The 16,092-nt window shown below is 71.9% G+C and carries 15 protein-coding genes; 7 read left to right on the top strand and 8 right to left on the bottom strand.

Features of this window, described 5'->3' with window-relative positions; all coding sequences use genetic code 11:
- Nucleotides 1–13 precede the first annotated feature (13 nt).
- From yicI to AS97_RS19205, 5 genes are all read right to left on the bottom strand, one after another.
- Entirely contained in the window at nt 14–2,302 is a 2,289-nt protein-coding gene (yicI, locus tag AS97_RS19225; protein WP_210565345.1) for an alpha-xylosidase, read from the bottom strand.
- A 13-nt stretch (nt 2,303–2,315) separates the two neighbouring features.
- Nucleotides 2,316–3,080 carry a carbohydrate ABC transporter permease gene (locus AS97_RS19220; RefSeq protein WP_210567238.1) on the bottom strand — a complete coding sequence of 255 codons (765 nt, stop codon included), beginning with the start codon at nt 3,078–3,080 and terminating at the stop codon, nt 2,316–2,318.
- A gap of 77 nt (nt 3,081–3,157) precedes the next feature.
- Entirely contained in the window at nt 3,158–4,090 is a 933-nt protein-coding gene (locus tag AS97_RS19215) for a sugar ABC transporter permease (protein WP_059144525.1), read from the bottom strand.
- Nucleotides 4,087–5,391: an extracellular solute-binding protein gene (locus tag AS97_RS19210; RefSeq protein ID WP_059144524.1), complete on the bottom strand. Its 1,305-nt coding sequence runs from the start codon at nt 5,389–5,391 to the stop codon at nt 4,087–4,089. The genes AS97_RS19215 and AS97_RS19210 overlap by 4 nt, the downstream gene beginning before the upstream one ends.
- A gap of 147 nt (nt 5,392–5,538) precedes the next feature.
- A complete protein-coding gene (locus AS97_RS19205) occupies nt 5,539–6,432 on the bottom strand; it encodes a LysR family transcriptional regulator (protein ID WP_210565344.1) in 894 nt (297 codons plus the stop codon).
- Nucleotides 6,433–6,525: 93 nt separating this feature from the next.
- Between AS97_RS19205 and AS97_RS19200 the strand changes: the two genes are divergently transcribed.
- Nucleotides 6,526–7,428 carry an alpha/beta hydrolase gene (locus AS97_RS19200; RefSeq protein ID WP_210565343.1) on the top strand — a complete coding sequence of 301 codons (903 nt, stop codon included), beginning with the start codon at nt 6,526–6,528 and terminating at the stop codon, nt 7,426–7,428.
- A 56-nt stretch (nt 7,429–7,484) separates the two neighbouring features.
- Here AS97_RS19200 and AS97_RS19195 read toward each other — a convergent pair whose 3' ends face one another.
- The gene (locus AS97_RS19195) at nt 7,485–8,801 is read right to left on the bottom strand and encodes an MFS transporter (protein WP_210565342.1); all 1,317 of its coding nucleotides are present in this window, start codon (nt 8,799–8,801) and stop codon (nt 7,485–7,487) included.
- A gap of 123 nt (nt 8,802–8,924) precedes the next feature.
- Between AS97_RS19195 and AS97_RS19190 the strand changes: the two genes are divergently transcribed.
- Nucleotides 8,925–9,908 (top strand): LysR family transcriptional regulator, encoded by a 984-nt coding sequence (locus AS97_RS19190; protein ID WP_086711022.1) that lies wholly within the window; start codon nt 8,925–8,927, stop codon nt 9,906–9,908.
- Here the strand turns inward: AS97_RS19190 and AS97_RS19185 are convergent.
- The gene (locus AS97_RS19185; RefSeq protein ID WP_059144519.1) at nt 9,883–10,167 is read right to left on the bottom strand and encodes a hypothetical protein; all 285 of its coding nucleotides are present in this window, start codon (nt 10,165–10,167) and stop codon (nt 9,883–9,885) included. The two genes, AS97_RS19190 and AS97_RS19185, sit on opposite strands and share 26 nt — an antisense overlap.
- Entirely contained in the window at nt 10,164–10,532 is a 369-nt protein-coding gene (locus AS97_RS19180) for a DUF6247 family protein (RefSeq protein WP_125762152.1), read from the bottom strand. Before AS97_RS19180 ends, AS97_RS19185 begins: the two co-directional genes overlap by 4 nt.
- 314 nt (nt 10,533–10,846) lie before the next feature.
- On the opposite strand from AS97_RS19180, the gene AS97_RS19175 reads away from it, so the two are divergent.
- The 5 genes from AS97_RS19175 to AS97_RS19155 all read left to right on the top strand — a co-directional run bounded on the left by AS97_RS19175 (nt 10,847) and on the right by AS97_RS19155 (nt 16,092).
- The gene (locus tag AS97_RS19175; RefSeq protein ID WP_059144517.1) at nt 10,847–12,244 is read left to right on the top strand and encodes a nitrate/nitrite transporter; all 1,398 of its coding nucleotides are present in this window, start codon (nt 10,847–10,849) and stop codon (nt 12,242–12,244) included.
- Between the two features lie 164 nt (nt 12,245–12,408).
- Nucleotides 12,409–13,581, top strand: coding sequence for a uroporphyrinogen-III synthase (locus AS97_RS19170; protein WP_125762030.1), 1,173 nt, complete (start codon nt 12,409–12,411; stop codon nt 13,579–13,581).
- A gap of 362 nt (nt 13,582–13,943) precedes the next feature.
- Nucleotides 13,944–14,540 carry an ABATE domain-containing protein gene (locus AS97_RS19165; RefSeq protein WP_059144515.1) on the top strand — a complete coding sequence of 199 codons (597 nt, stop codon included), beginning with the start codon at nt 13,944–13,946 and terminating at the stop codon, nt 14,538–14,540.
- A gap of 272 nt (nt 14,541–14,812) precedes the next feature.
- Entirely contained in the window at nt 14,813–15,334 is a 522-nt protein-coding gene (locus tag AS97_RS19160; protein WP_059144514.1) for a sigma-70 family RNA polymerase sigma factor, read from the top strand.
- Nucleotides 15,331–16,092, top strand: a complete 762-nt coding sequence (locus tag AS97_RS19155; protein ID WP_059144513.1) for a zf-HC2 domain-containing protein — start codon at nt 15,331–15,333, stop codon at nt 16,090–16,092. Before AS97_RS19160 ends, AS97_RS19155 begins: the two co-directional genes overlap by 4 nt.

Raw genomic sequence — 16,092 nt, 5'->3', positions numbered from 1 at the left:
ACCGCTGCTGAGGTCAAGCCCCGGCGCCGTCAGGCGAAAGCCGCACCGTCAGCACCGCCGTCCCCGCCGCCGCCTCGGCCGACGGGCCGCCGGCCACCTCCACCCGCCAGGGCGCCGAGGTGCCGGCGGCCTCGGCGCGCAGCTCCGCCCCGTCCCGGACGACGGTGAAGGTGGCGGCCGTCGAGCCGTCCGGGCGCGGCACTCGCACCGTGACCGGGCGGCCCGCCGCCGGTTCGTACACCCGCAGCGTGATCCCGTCCGCCCAGTCGGCGTCGGGGCGGTCGTCGGCCGCCCCGAACGGGATCACCGCGCCGGGCCGGGCCAGCAGCGGGACGCTGAGGAAGCCGTGGGTCTCGCGCACCCAGCGCGGACCGTGCACCGTCCGCCCGCTCGGCACATGCGTCCAGATGCCCTCGGGCACGTAGTAGCTCACCTCGCCCTCGTCGTTGAAGACCGGGGCGACCAGCAGATCTCCGCCGAGCATGTACTGCCGGTCCAACCCCGAGCATCCCGGGTCGTCGGGGAACTCCAGGACCATGGCGCGCATCACCGGGACGCCCTCGGTGTGCGCCTGCCGCGCCGCCTCGTACAGATACGGCATCAGCCGCAGCTTCAGCCGGGTGAAGAAGCGCAGCACCTCGACCGACTCCTCGTCGAAGTGCCACGGCACCCGGTAGGAGGACGAGCCGTGCAGTCTGCTGTGCGAGGACAGCAGGCCGAAGGCGATCCACCGCTTGAACAGGGCCGGGTCCGGGGTGCCCTCGAAGCCGCCGATGTCGTGGCTCCAGAAGCCGAAGCCGGAAAGACCCAGCGAGAGTCCGCCGCGCAGCGATTCGGCCATCGCCTCGTAGGTGGACTCGCAGTCGCCGCCCCAGTGCACCGGGAACCGCTGGCCGCCCGCCGTGGCCGAGCGCGCGAAGACCACCGCCTCGCGCTCACCGCGCCGCTCGCACAGCACCTCGTGGACGGTGCGGTTGTAGAGGTGGGTGTAGTAGTTGTGCATCCGCTCGGGGTCGGAGCCGTCCGCGTACACCACATCGGTGGGCACCCGCTCGCCGAAGTCGGTCTTGAAGCAGTCCACGCCCATGTCCAGCAGCGCGGTCAGCTTGGCCGCGTACCAGGCGCGGGCGCCGGGGTTGGTGAAGTCGACCAGCGCCATGCCCGGCTGCCACAGGTCCCACTGCCACACCGAGCCGTCCGGGCGCTTGAGCAGATAGCCGGCCGCCTTGCCTTCGGCGAAGAGCGGGGAGCGCTGGCTGATGTACGGATTGATCCAGACGCAGATCCGCAGGTCCCGCTCACGCAGTCGGCGCAGCATGCCCTCCGGGTCGGGGAAGACCCGCGGATCCCAGGTGAAGTCGCACCACTGGTACTCGCGCATCCAGAAGCAGTCGAAGTGGAAGACGGACAGCGGCAGTCCGCGCTCGGCCATGCCGTCGACGAAGCCGGTGACCGTCTCCTCGTCGTAGGAGGTGGTGAAGGAGGTGGACAGCCACAGCCCGAAGGACCAGGCGGGGGGCAGCGCGGGGCGGCCGGTGAGCGCGGTGTAGCGGCGCAGGATCTCCTTGGGGGTGGGGCCGTGGATGACGTAGTACGTGAGCTCCTGGTCCCGGGCGCTGAACTGGATCCGGGAGACCGCCTCCGAGCCGACCTCGAAGGAGACCCGGCCGGGGTGGTCGACGAAGACGCCGTAGCCCGCGTCGGTGAGGAAGAACGGGACGTTCTTGTACGCCTGTTCGGTGGCGGTGCCGCCGTCGGCGTTCCAGATGTCGGTGGCCTGGCCGTTCCTCACCAGCGGGCCGAAGCGCTCGCCGAGGCCGTAGACGGAGGTGCCGACCCGCAGCGCGAGCCGTTCGCGCAGGTGGTGGTGGCCGTCGGGGGTCTCCATGACGCCCATGTCCTTGGCGCCGCTGCTGGTGAGCGTGCGCCCTGCCGCCTCCAGGTCCATCCGCCAGGGTCCGGTGCGGGCGAAGCGCACCGAGAGCGCGCCCGAGGTGAGCCGGGCCTCCTCGGCGTCGCAGCTCACCTCGGCCGCGCACTCCTGGCGGGCGATCTCGAAGGACGGGCCGCGCTCCACTCCGCCGGCGAAGTGGGTGATCCGGATGGCGATGACATCGGGCATGGGGGAGGTGCAGGTCAGGGTGAGGGCGGGGCCCTTGAGCAGATCGCCGCGGTGGCGGACGGGATAGGTGGGGGCGTGGACGGTGAGGGTGCCGGGGCCGGTCTCCACATCGAGCACTCCCTGGGGGTACGCGGCGCGGACGCCCTCGCGCAGCCTCCAGTAGCCGTCGCTGAACTTCATGCGGGCCTCCTCGTCATTTGACCGCGCCCATGGCGATGCCACGGGTCAGGGTCCGCTGGAAGATCAGGAAGAAGCAGAACGCGGGGAGCACCCCGAGCAGGGCGGCCGCGTTGGTCATGGTGGCGTCCATCAGCCGCTGGCCCTGGAGGACGCCGAGCGCGACCGAGACCGTCTGGTTGTCGTTGGAGATCAGCATCACCAGGGGCAGCAGGAACTCGTTCCAGGTCCAGATGAAGAAGAAGACCAGCAGCACCCCGAGGGTGGGGCGGCTGACCGGCACCACCACCCGCCACAGCACCTGCCACTTGTTGGCGCCGTCGATCCGGGCCGCCTCGATGACCTCCTTGGGGAAGGCGCCGAGCACGGAGGAGAGCAGATAGGTGCCGAAGGCCGACTGGATCACGGTGAAGACGATGATCACGCTCAGCCGGGTGTCGTACAGGCCGGCCTGCTTGGACAGGTAGTAGACGGGATAGACCAGGGCTTCCTGCGGCAGCATGTTGGCCAGTACGAAGAAGGCCAGCACCCAGGGACGGCCCCTGACCCGCCCGATGCCGATCGCATACGCGTTGAGCACCGACAGCAGCGCGGCGAGCACCGCCACCGAGCCGGAGATCAGCGCGGAGTTGAACAGCTTCCGGCCGAAGTCCACCCGCTGCCAGAAGTCCCGCAGCCCGTCCAGATGGATCCCCTCGGGCAGGCTCAGCGGGCCGTTCGCGGAGTACTCCGCGGGCGATTTCACCGCGTTGAGGGCCACCACGAGAAACGGCAGCACCATGAGTACGGCCGCCACGGTCAGCGCGGCCAGTACCGGGAAACGGGCCGGGGCCTGGTGTCGCTTGAGGGCGTTCACCGCTACTGATCCTCCGCCCGGGTTTGCAGGCGCAAGGCCACCAGGGCCAGCGCCAGGATGATCACGGTGAGGGCGGTGGAGACCGCGGAGCCGTAGCCGACCTGCGTCTTCTCGAAGAAGGACTGGAAGGAGAAGTACGAGGGGACATTGGTGGCCCCACCGGGCCCGCCCTTGGTGAGCACATACACCGCGCCGAAGACCTTGAGCGCCGCGATGGTGCACCACAGCAGCACGACGGAGATCTCCGGACGGATCTGCGGCAGCGTCACATGCCAGAACCGCCGCCACCACGAGGCCCCGTCCAGCTCGGCGGCCTCGTGCAAGGACGGATCGGCGCGCTGCAGCCCCGCCATGAAGACCACCAGCGGAAAGCCGAGCTGGACCCAGACCATCACGGCCATCACGCTGTACAGCGCGAAATCCGGGTCGCCCAGCCAGTCATGGCGCAGCGAGCCGAGGCCGACGGCGTTCAGCGCCTCGTTCAGCGCGCCGCCCTCCGGGGCGAGGATCCAGCTCCAGACGATCCCGGCCACCGCGATCGGCAGCACCTGCGGCAGGTAGAAGCAGGCGCGCAGCACGCTCGCGGTGCGGCTGCCGATGTGCTTGGCGATGTAGTCGAAGAGCGCGGCGGCCAGCACCAGGCCGAGGGCGGTGGGGAGGACGGCCATCGCCACCACCATCGCCAGGCTGTGCCGGAAGGATTCCCAGAAGGCCGAGTCGTCCAGCAGGGCGCGGTAGTTGGCCAGCCCGGCCCACTTCGGACTGCCCACCCCCTGCCAGTGGGTGAGGCTGAGCCCGGTGTTCATCAGGAACGGGACGACGATGACGGCGAGGAAGGCCAGCGCGCCGGGGAGCAGGAACAGGGCGTACGGATACTCGCGGCGGTGCGGTGAGCGTCCCTGTAGGCGTGGGGCGCCGGGGCTGTGGGTGCTCATCCCTTCGGCGCGCCCGCGTCGTACGCCTTCTTCAGCGCGTCCAGATACGCGTCGGGATCCGCGCTGCCGGTGATCAGCTTCTGGGTCTCGGAGACGAGGGTGTCGTAGAAGCCGGGGACCGGCCAGTCGGGGTAGAAGGCCAGGCCGTCTCCGTCGGCGTAGGCGGTGAAGTCCTGGATCAGGCTCTTGGACTGGGGGTCGGTGATCGCCGACGGATCGGCGGCCACGGGCACTCCGCCGTGGTTGCCGAGGGTGTTCTGGATGCCCTTCTTCATCGTGATGTCGATGAAGTCGTAGGCGAGTTCCTTGTTCTTGGCGCCCTTGGGGACGACCCACAGATTGCCGCCGGAGCCGAGGGTGAGCTTGGAGCCGGGGAAGGGGAAGGTGCCCCACTGGTCCTTCATCTCGGAGGTGAAGCGGCCGAACCACCAGCTGCCGGAGAAGAACATCGGGTACTTCCCCGCGATGAAGGCCGCGCCCGCGTCCTCGGCCTTGGCTCCGCTCGAACTCTTGGCGATATAGCCCTTCTTGACCCAGTCGGCGAAGGTGGTGGCGCCATAGGTCCAGGCGGCGTCGTGGAAGTCCGGCTTGCCCTTGTACTGCTCGTAGGCGTCCACCCAGGAGCGGTCGGCCTTGGTGAGGGCGAGCTGGTAGACGTACTGGTGGGCGGGGTATTCGGCGCCCGCGCTGGCGAGCGGGGTGACGCCCTTGTCCTGGAACGCCTGCAGGGCGGCGGTGAATTCGGCGAAGGTGGTGGGGACCTTGACGTGGTGCTTCTGGAAGAGGGTCTTGTTGTAGAAGACCATCGTGTACTCGGCGTAGTTGGGGATTCCGTACCAGTTGCCGGAGCCCATCACGCCCTGGGCGTCGTAGCGGCTGGTGGTGCGCACCCCGGGGCTGAGCGGCTTGTCCCAGCCGCGTTTGGCGACCTGGGGCGTGAGGTCGGTGAGCAGGCCCTGTCGGGAGAGCAGCCCGGTGGTGGCGTTGCCCTTGTTGTACTCCATCAGGTCGGGTGCGTCACCGGAGTTGAGGACCATCGAGGCGGTCTTCTGGATCTGTTCGAAGCCCTTCTCCTCGACCTTCACCGAGACGCCCGGATGGCTCTTCTTGAACTCCTCGATCGCCTGCTTCCAGGCGATGCCCATGGCGCTGTTGGGCGCCTCGTAGTGCCACAGCGTGAGCGACTTGCCGTCCCCGGCCTCCTCCCCGCCGTCCCCGCAACCCGCGATGACCAGCGACGCTGCCAGTGCGGCCGCGATGGTGGCCACCGTTCGTTTCGTCCGTTTCCGTGCCGTCAACATCCGCTGCCTCCGGGAGGGGTGGGAAGGAAGGGCGCGTGTGCAGGTTCGTCGAAGCGCTTCGATGGGGAGAGGTATACGAGGGGTGGTAGAGATATGTCAATGCCGTTGACAAAACGGGCGGGAGCGGGCGTGAACCGGGCGCCGGTGTCAGCCCCGATGGACCTGGCGCACCGTGCGGAGGAAGGCGCCCAGGGCGCTCGGCACCGGTCCGAAGCGATGCGCGAGGTGGAACTCCAGCCCGGCGGCGGCCGGTTCCAGCGGCAGCAGGGTCACTCCCACATGCCGGAAGCGCCGCATCCCCGCCGGTCCGATGCCGATCCCCAGACCGCAGGCGGCCAGCCCGAGCAGAGTGTGCAGATTGTGCGCCTCATGCGCGATCCTCGGCTCGACCTCGGCGGCGCGGCATACGGCGAGCGCCACATCGGCGGCGGCGGGCTCGGCCTGCCGCGAGGAGAGGATCAGCGGCTCGCCGTCCAGCGCCCGTACGGGCACGGACGCGGCACCGGTCAGCGGATGGCCGGACGGCACCGCCGCCACCAGCGTCTCCCGGCCCAGCGGAAGGCTGCTCAGCCGCCGCCGAGCGGCCGCGGGCGGCGGGCCGCAGATGACCCCGGCGTCCAGGCTGCCGTCCAGCAGCGCCTCGATCTGCCGGGCGCTGGGGAGTTCGCGCAGCTCCAGCCGGACCTGCGGGCGGCGGGTCCGGAAGGCGGTGAGCACCTCGGGCAGTACGGCGGCCAGCGCGGTGCCGAGGAAGCCGATGGCGAGCGAACCGGTCTCGCCCCGGCCGGCGTCGGCCGCGTCCCGTACGGCGAGGTCGAGATGGTCCAGCACCTGCCGGGCCCGGGCCAGGAACGCCTCGCCCGCGGCGGTGGGCCGCACCCCGTGCCCGGTGCGGTCGAAGAGCCGTACGCCCAACTCGGTCTCCAGCGCCTTGATCTGCTGGGACAGCGGCGGCTGCCGAATGCCCAGCGCGGCGGCGGCGCGGCCGAAGTGGGCGTGCTCGGAGAGGACGAGTGCGTAGCGCAGGTGGCGCAGCTCCATGAGAGCCAAGCCTATATCTGATCGCGAATAATTCCTTCACCTCTCATATATCAAAGAAGAAAATACCGGGGTGCCGGTGCTCGACTGGCCCGCATGAACACGACGCGAGAACACCCAGAGCACCAGGAACACCAGGAACACCGGGAACACCAAGGAGATCGGGAACACCGCGAGACGACGATCGAGGGCGTACGGCTGCACTGGGTGCGGGCGGGGTCGGGGACCCCCGTCGTGCTGCTCCACGGCTGGCCGCAGACCTGGTACGCCTGGCGCAAGGTGATCCCCGAACTCGCCCGCCACCACGAGGTGTTCGCGGTGGACCTGCCGGGTCTGGGCGACTCGGGCTCCTCCCCGCGCGGCCACGGGGTCCGGATCGCCGCCGACCTCCTCGACGCCTGGCGCGCCGAACTGGGCCTGGACCGGGTCCATGTCGTCGGCCACGATCTGGGCGGCCCCATCGGCTATGCGTGGGCCGCCGCCCACCCCGCCCACGTCCGCAGCTTCACCCTGCTCGCCGTGCCGCTGCACGGCTTCGGGCTGAGCGAGCTGATCGCCCGCGCCGGGCTCTGGCACTTCGGCTTCTTCTCGGTGCCCGGTCTCGCGGAGGAGCTGGCGGCGGGCCGGGAGCGGATCCTGCTGGAGCACTTCTACGCGCACGCCATGGAGAGCGGGGCCATCCGCCCCTCCGATGTCGACACCTATCTCAGCAGCTACACCCAGCCAGGTCGGCTGGCCAACGGCTTCGCGTACTACCGCGACGCGCCCGCCGACACCGCCGCCCTCACCGAACTCGCCCGCACCCGGCTGCCGATGCCCACCCTGGCCATCGGCTGCGGCCGGGCCGGAGGCGCGGCCCCTCTCCACAGCCTCGGCCAAGTCGCCCCGGCGACCCGCGGTGCCGTGATCGACGACAGCGGCCACTTCCTCCCGGAGGAGCGCCCGGGCCCCTTGCTGTCGCTGCTCACGCCCTTCCTGGCGGAGGCGGACGGGTCCTGACGCCCGGCTCGGTCGCCGTCATTGCGCGGGGACGTCCGCGGGTTCCGGCGATGCGGTCATGGCCGGCCCTCCGAGCCGTGTGCTTGCGGTGCGGACCGTAGTGGGGCCCGCAGACAACCCCGGCCCGACCAGGCGATGGCGAAGGCGAGGGCGGCCGCCGTCGCCGGGGTGAGGTAGGCCGAGGTGGGGGCCAGGTGGTCCACCGTCCAGCCGCCCACCGCGGCGCCCGTGGAGATGCCGATGAGCAGACCGGTGTACACGGTGGTCATCCCCTCGTTGAGGCGGGCCGAGGGGAGCAGGCGGTGGACCAGGGTCATCCCGGTGATCATCGTGGGGGCCGTGGCCATGCCCGCCACGAAGAGCAGCGGGGCGAGGGCGACGAGGTCGTGGGCGGTCAGGAGGGGGAGGACGGCCAGGGCCATCGCGGCCACGCCCGCCACCAGGCGCCCTCCGGCCGTACCCCGTGGTGGCAGCGCGCCGAAGACCAGCCCGGCGGCGCAGGACCCGGCGGCCTGGAGGGCGAGGACGGCACTGCTCGCCGTGGAGCCCCCGTAGGAGCTGACGGCGGCGACCGTCGCCACCTCCATCGAGCCGAAGACCGCGCCGGTCGCGAGGAAGGTCAACAGCACGACCCGCAGGGCGGGGGTGAGCAGCACGCGGCCCCGGGCGGCGTGCGGTTCCGGCGGCGGTTCGGTGCGGCGCTGGGCGGCGAACAGCAGGGTGCCGATGAGCAGGAGCGCCGCCGCCGTGACCAGCCCCGCCTCGGGGAGGACCGCCGTGCACAGCACCATGGCCAGCGCGGGCCCGGCCATGAAGCAGACTTCGTCGACGACCTGCTCGAAGGAGGCGGCGGTGTGCCGGGCGGCCGGGTCGTCGCGGTGCAGCGCGGCCCAGCGGGCGCGGGTCATCGCGCCCAGGCTGGGCACGCCGGACGAGCCCGCCGCGCAGCAGAACAGCGTCCAGGCCGGGGCGCCGATGTGGACGCACAGCACCATGGCGGTCGCCCCGGCCACGAAGACGAGGACGGCGGGGACCGCGACCCTGGCCTGTCCGTACCGGTCGACCAGCCGTCCCAGCAGCGGCCCCGCGACCGCTGTCACCGCGACTCCGGTCGCCGAGACGGCGCCCGCGAGCGCGTAGGAGTCCCGCACCGTGGCGATCATCAGCACCATGGAGACGCCGAGCATCGAGCCCGGTAGCCGTCCGACGAAGGCCGCGAGCGTGAAGGCGAGCGCACCGGGGGCGGCGAAGAGCCGGCGGTACGGGGCGAGTGGTGAGCGGCGGCGGCGCGGCGGGGCGGGGGCGGCGCCGGGGCGGGAGGCGGAACGGGAAGGACGGGGCACGACGGGCCGGGAGGCGAGGAAGAGGATCACCCCACTACGGTCGCGAGGCCGCCCGGGGCCGGTCCAACACCTGATCCGGGCCCATTCACGCATATCCGTTGTCAATGCCGGTCAGGTGAAGGATCGAGGGTCGCGTCGGCCACCATGGTGCGTGTGAACCGGGACATCGAACCGCGCCTGCTGCGCGCCTTCACCGCCGTCGCCGACGAACTGCACTTCACCCGCGCCGCCGCCCGCCTCTACGTCGCCCAGCAGGCCCTCAGCCGCGATATCCGCCGCCTGGAGCGGGAGTTGGGCGCGGAGCTGTTCGTCCGCACCACCCGCCAGGTCGCCCTCACGGCCGCGGGTGAGCGGCTGCTCCCGTACGCCCGGCGGGTGCTCCAGGCCCAGGACGACCTGGCGGCGGCCTTCAGCGGGGCCGAGCACCGCCCGCTGCTGGTGGACGTGGGCGCCCCGGTGAGCACGGGGAGCCAGGTGCTGACGGAGGCGCGGCACCGCCTCGGCCCCGAGACCGAGCTGGTCGCCCGCTTCCACAGCGGACTGGCCGGGGCCGCAGCCGAGCTCCTCGCCGGCCGCCTCGACGTCTCCTTCGGCCGGGCCCACGGCCTCGACCCCGCCGTGCTCGCCCGGCTGGAACACCGCCTCATCCGCTATGAGCGCATCGCCGTGGTCCTGCGCGAGGACCATCCGCCGGCCCGGCTCGAGGAGATCCCGCTGTCCGCGCTCGCGGGCGAGACCCTCTACGCGGCGGCGGGCAACCCCACCACCACCGAGTGGACCGACCTGGCCGCACAGCTCTTCGCGGGCCGCGGCATCGCGATGGCGGAGCCGTTCCCGGAGATCGAGGGGGACGAGGAGTTCATCCGGGTGGTGACCAAGCGCCGCTGGTCGGTGCTGGCCAGCGAGGTGTTCATCCACCTCCCCGGCACGGTGCTGCGCCCGCTCACCGGGCCCGTTCCGCTCTCACCGGTCTCCATGGTGTGGCGCAAGGGCCTGGTCCACCCCGGCCTGGACGCCCTCCACGCGGCGGCCCACGCGCTCGCCACCACGTCCGGCTGGCTCCACCGGCCGCCGGGGGCCTGGCTGCCGAGCCCCGAGGCGGGGGTGATGGTCAGAGATCTTCGTACGGCGGAATGACGCGCGTGATGACGATGAGCCGCAGGCGTGGCATGGCCAGGAAGTACAGCCAGCCATCCCCGCCGATACCGAGGCGGCGCAGCCCACCCGGGACACCCGGCTGAGGACCCTTGCCGATATCGGCGACGTCGACGCCCAGGCCGGCGAGGTCGACCAGTTCATGCGCGAGGCGCTCGACCTCGCTGATCACGCGGCCGGGCAGCCCGGCGACGACGTGCGCTTCGTCCGGGTCGTACTCCCAGCGCCACGCGTCGCTCACGCATCTCCTCGCTTCAGCCCGGCCTCGGCGAACGCGGAGTCCAGGATCCGGCCGATTTCCGTGGCGGCCTCGCGAGCCTGGACGAGGTCGTCCGTTTCTGCGATCAGCGCTTCCAGCTCGCGGAGACGGGCAGCGCGCGCCGGGTGGCGCGCGATCGCCACATTGACGGCCCATTGCCGGGTGAAACGGCGCAGTGGGGCCGCGCTCACCTCGGCGCGGGCCTGCTGCACCGCCTCCGCGCGCTCGGCGTCGAAGGCGGCCAGGGACCCGGGCGCGACCTGCGCCACCGCCGCGCGCAGCGCCTCCGGTGTGCTGGCGGGTTGTGGCACCAGCGGGTCGTGCGGGTGGTCCGGCTGGCTGCTCATGCGATCCTCCGGCGGGGCGGGCGGGCGGTGCACCGCGTACGGTACCGGGCGATACCTCGCGTCGCGCATGCGATGGCCACGACTCCACCGTATGAGGGAGTCCCGGAGTCCCGGGGCGCGGGATCCCGGAGTCCCGGGACTCCGGGACCGGACCCCGAGGCCCCGGCCCCGGCACCCCGCGCCCCCGGAGAACCCCTCACCGCCCCCCGCCCCCGCAGGTGAGTGCAAGGTTTCGTCCGCGTCACCTGCCGCCACAGCCCGGTAATGCGCCGTCCCTAACGTCGGGCAGCGACACCGAGAACTGTGGAGGCGTGATGACTGCCCCGACCACCGCCGCACGCAAGGGGGGCCGCTGGATCGAGCAGTGGGACCCGGAGGACGAGACGTTCTGGAGGGAGAAGGGGGAGCGGATCGCCACCCGGAATCTGGTCTTCTCCATCCTCTCCGAGCACATCGGGTTCTCCATCTGGAGCCTGTGGTCGGTGATGGTCCTGTTCATGGGGCCGGAGTACGGCGTCGACGCGGCCGGGAAGTTCTTCCTGGTGGCCATGCCCACGCTGGTCGGCGGGATCCTCCGGGTCCCGTACACCTTCGCCGTCGCCCGGTTCGGCGGGCGCAACTGGACGATCATCAGCGCGGCGACGCTCCTCGTGCCCGCGATCACCGCCGCCGCGGTGATGGAGCCCGGGACCTCCTACACCACCTTCATGGTGGTCGCGGCGCTCACCGGTGTCGGCGGCGGCAACTTCGCCTCGTCCATGACCAACATCAACTCCTTCTACCCGCTGCGCAAAAAGGGCTGGGCGCTCGGGCTCAACGCGGGCGGCGGCAACATCGGCGTGCCCGTGATCCAGCTGATCGGACTGCTGGTCATCGGCACCGCCGGGGCGGCCCATCCGCGGCTCGTGCTCGCCGTCTACCTCCCGCTGATCGTGGTCGCGGCGGCGCTCTCGGCGCTGTTCATGGACAACCTGGCGCCGGTGCGCAACGACTCCGGAGCGGCCAAGGAGGCGGCGCGGGACGCCCACACCTGGATCATGTCCCTGCTCTACATCGGCACCTTCGGCTCGTTCATCGGCTACAGCTTCGCCTTCGGCCTGGTGCTGCAGAACCAGTTCGACCGCACCCCGCTGCAGGCCGCCTCGCTCACCTTCATCGGCCCGCTGCTCGGCTCGCTCATCCGCCCCGTCGGCGGGCGGCTCGCCGACGCACACGGCGGCGCGAAGATCACCCTGTGGACCTTCGCCGCCATGGCCGCCGCGACCCTCGTGGTCGTCTACGCCTCCGCGCAGAAGTCGCTGCCCGTCTTCCTCGTCGGCTTCATCGCCCTCTTCGTCCTCAGCGGGCTCGGCAACGGCGCCACCTTCAAGATGATCCCCGGCATCTTCCAGGCGAAGGCCCTCGCCCGGGGCCTGAAGGGCGAGGAGGCCGCGTCCTACGGGCGGCGGCTGTCGGGCGCGGCGATGGGGCTGATCGGGGCGGTCGGCGCGCTCGGCGGGCTCGGGATCAACCTCGTCTTCCGCGAGTCGTTCGCAAGCGCCCACTCCGGCACCCCCGCTTTCGTCTCCTTCCTCGCCTTCTACGCCGTGTGCTCCGCGGTCACCTGGGCCGTATACCTCCGCGGCGCCCGCCCGGCCTCGGCGCCGCCCGCCGCCGAGCCGGACACGCGTGATCCGCGGCCGGAGCGGCAACCCGCCTACGCGGACGTCTGAGCGGGCGTTACGGCTCGGGGCGTACGGTCGGCCGGGGAAGCCCCCGGCCGTACGCTCCGTTACAGGTGGGAAACCTCCGCGAACCGCCACCGTCACGGGACGGCGACAGGATGCGGAACGGAGGCGCCCATACGCGAGTGAATCGGGAGATCGGGACGAGAGCCATGCACCGAGAACAGACCGGAGCCGCTGCCGCCGCCGAGGCGCCCGTCGGCCCTCTCGCCGGATTCACCGTAGGCGTCACCGCGGCTCGGCGAGCGGATGAGCTCGGCGCGCTGCTGCGGCGCCGCGGCGCGGCCGTGCTGCACGCGCCGGCGCTGCGGATCGTGCCGTTGGCCGACGACTCCGAACTCCTGGCCACCACCAGGCAGTTGATCGACCACGCCCCGCACGTCGTCATCGCCACCACCGCCATCGGCTTCCGCGGCTGGGTCGAGGCCGCCGATGGCTGGGGCCTGGGCGACGCCCTCCTGGGCCGGCTGCGCGAGGTGCGGCTGCTGGCCCGCGGGCCCAAGGTGCGCGGGGCGATCCGGGCCGCCGGGCTCACCGAGGAGTGGTCCCCGCCCTCCGAATCGATGGCCGAGGTGCTCGAGCGGCTCCTGGAGGAGGGCGTCGAGGGGCAGCGCATCGCCATCCAGCTGCACGGCGAGCCGCTGCCCGGCTTCATCGAGTCGCTGCGCGCCGGGGGAGCGGAGGTGGTCGGGGTGCCGGTCTACCGCTGGATGCCACCGGAGGACATCGGGCCCGTCGACCGACTGCTGGACGCCACGGTCGCCCGCACCCTGGACGCCGTCACCTTCACCAGCGCCCCCGCGGCAGCGAGCCTGCTGGACCGGGCCGAACGGCGCGGGATGCGCGAGGAACTCCTGGACGCGCTCCGCCACGACGTGCTGGCGGCCTGCGTCGGCCCCGTCACCGCGCTCCCGCTGGAGGCCCACGACATACCCACCTCCCAGCCCGAACGGTTCCGCCTCGGCCCCCTCGTCCAGCTGCTGACCGCGGAACTCCCGGCCCGGGTCCGCCCGTTGCCGGTCGCCGGGCGACGCCTGGAGATCCGCGGCCACGCGGTGGTCGTCGACGGCGAACTGCGCACCGTGCCACCCGCGGGGATGGCCCTGCTCCGCGCCCTGGCCCGCCGCCCCGGCTGGGTCGTGGCCCGCGCGGAACTGCTGCGCTCCCTGCCGGGCGCGGGCCGCGACGAACACGCCGTGGAAACGGCGATGGCCCGCCTGCGTACGGCCCTCGGCTCCCCCAAGCTCATCCAGACCGTGGTCAAACGCGGGTACAGGCTGGCGCTGGACCCCTCGGCCGAAACGAAGTACGCGGCGGACGCGTAGCTGCCCACCGGGGCGCGGTGGGGTGTGAATTCAGCCCCTCCGGCGTTTGAGGAGCGGGGTGAGGGGGCGGAGCCCTGGCGGGGGTGAGGGGGCGGAGCCTCCCCACGCGGCGGAGCCGCATATTGATGCTGCGGGAAGGGGCGGGGCGGGGGCTGTCCGCCGGAGGCGCCCACGGCCCGCACTCGGTATTCGGCCCCCCGGGGCCGGGTGCGCGGCACCCCACAGGGCCACCACGCGGAGTCCCACGCGAAGCGTTGGCGAGGCGTTCGCCCGCCCTCGCCCCGGAGGGGTTCCGGGGGACAGCCGGGCCGGGCACTCTGAAAGGTGACCGGATCGGGCCTTCCCCAAGGGGTGACAGGAACATGGCGGCGGCGTCGGGCTACGACCTGCGGTTCGACTCGGGGCGGATCTGCCTGGACCTGGTGGCCACCGTCGGCGGCCGGCTCAGCGAGGCGCCCGTCGAGCGGCTCGGCGGCGTGGAGCCCCTCAGAGCCTGGCTGCTCGGCGCCGGTCTGGTGCCCGGCGGCACCCCGCTCGACGTCGTGGACCACCGCTGGCTCGTCCGCTTCCGGGCGGCCCGCGATCTGCTGCACCGCATCGTCCACACCGAAGTCGAGGGCCACGCCGCCGGTGCCGACCTGGAGCGGATGAACGCGCTGGCCGCCACCGCCCCGCCCGCCCTGCGCGCCGTACGGACCCCCGACGGCACGCTGGTCCGCGCCCTCGCCGGGAAACCCGACTGTGGTGCGCTGCTCTCCCAGATCGCGCGGGACGCGGTGCAGTTGCTCACCGACCCGGTGGCACGCGGGCAGTTGCGGCGCTGCGAGGGGGAGACCTGCTCACTGCTCTACCTCGACACCTCGCGCGGCCGCCGAAGGCGCTGGTGCTCCAGCGAAATCTGCGGGAACCGGGAACGAGTTGCCCGTCACCGGCGTCGGGTAGCCCCAAACGCCACGTAAACCCAAGCATCAGCAAAACATGAACCAGTTCCGGACATGACACAGGCCCCGGATGGGGGGACCGGGGCCTGTGGGGCGGATTTGGGGAGGGAGCCCTTCCTGATGGCCGCCACCCGCCCGGCGTCGGCCTACTCGGACTCAAGTACGCGTCGCACAGGGGGAGATGTTCAGCCCGGAAAGGGGACGTACATCACACGGTGGCCGGTGAACGCCGAGCGTTTCCGGCCCGTACCCCCCTCGACCCGGCGGCTTGCGTACGCAAAGATGCCCTCGTGACCGAGAGGACGACACCGGACGACGCGCTCATGCGCGCGCTCTACGCGGAGCACGCGGGCCCGCTTCTCGCCTTCGTCCTGCGCCTGGTCGCGGGCGACCGGCACCGCGCCGAGGACGTGGTCCAGGAAACCTTGCTCCGGGCCTGGCGCAACGCCGACCAACTCCGCCGCTCCGGCGGGCCGGTACGCCCCTGGCTGGTGACCGTGGCCCGCCGCATCGTCATCGACGGCCACCGTCAGCGCCGCGCACGTCCCCATGAAGTGGACGCGGCTCCGCTCCAGGTGATGCCCGCCGCGGACGACATCGACCGCGCATTGCGCCAGATGACCATTTCTGACGCGTTGAATGACCTCACCGATGCACATAGAGCGGCCCTCGTGGAGACATACTTCAAGGGACGGACGGTGAGTGAGGCGGCCGAAGTGCTGGGCGTTCCCGCCGGGACGGTACGGTCCCGGGTCTTCTACGCGCTGCGCTCCCTGAAGCTCTCGCTCGAGGAACGGGGGGTTACGGCATGATGCCGGCAGCGGACGACCAGCAGCACACCGCGGTCGGCGCCTATGCGCTCGGAGTGCTCGACCCCGCGGACGCGGCGCGCTTCGAGGACCACCTCATCGGGTGCGAGCGGTGCGCCGCCGAGCTCGACGAGCTGATGGGCCTGCCACCCCTGCTGGCCGAGTACGCCACCGCCGCCGACGGCACCGCGCTCCCGGACCCGTCGGTGGTCACCGCCCGCCCCGGGCCCGAACTGCTCGACCGGCTCCTGGACGACGTCACGGTCAGCCGCAAGGCATCCGGCAGAAGGCGGCTCTACCTGGTCGCCGCGGCCGCCGTCCTCATCGTCGGCGGCCCGCTCGCGGGCGCGGCGCTCACCGCGAGTTCCGACGACGACGGGACGACCCGGGCGGTCGCCTCCACCTCCCAGCAGGTGTACGAGCAGGGCAAGAAGTTCAGCGCGGTGGACCCGGTCACCAAGGTGGACGCGTCCGTCTCGCTGCAGCAGAAGGGCTGGGGCACCTCCGTCGCCCTCAAGCTGGGCAACCTCAAGGGGCCGCGCACCTGCGACCTGGTGGCCATCGGCAAGGACGGCCACGAGGAGACCATCACCACCTGGGCCGTACCCACATCGGGCTACGGCATCACGGACGGGGACGGCTCGCGCTGGAGCAAGGAGCCGCTCTACGCCCAGGGCGGCGCCGCCATGAACACCGATGACATCGAGCGTTTCGAGGTCCGGACGCTGGACGGCCAGCGCCTGGCCGAGGTCAGGCTCTGA

Source organism: Streptomyces sp. AgN23 (assembly GCF_001598115.1).
Classification (GTDB): Bacteria; Actinomycetota; Actinomycetes; order Streptomycetales; family Streptomycetaceae; genus Streptomyces; species Streptomyces antimycoticus.
This window is presented reverse-complemented; position numbering and strand designations above follow the sequence as displayed.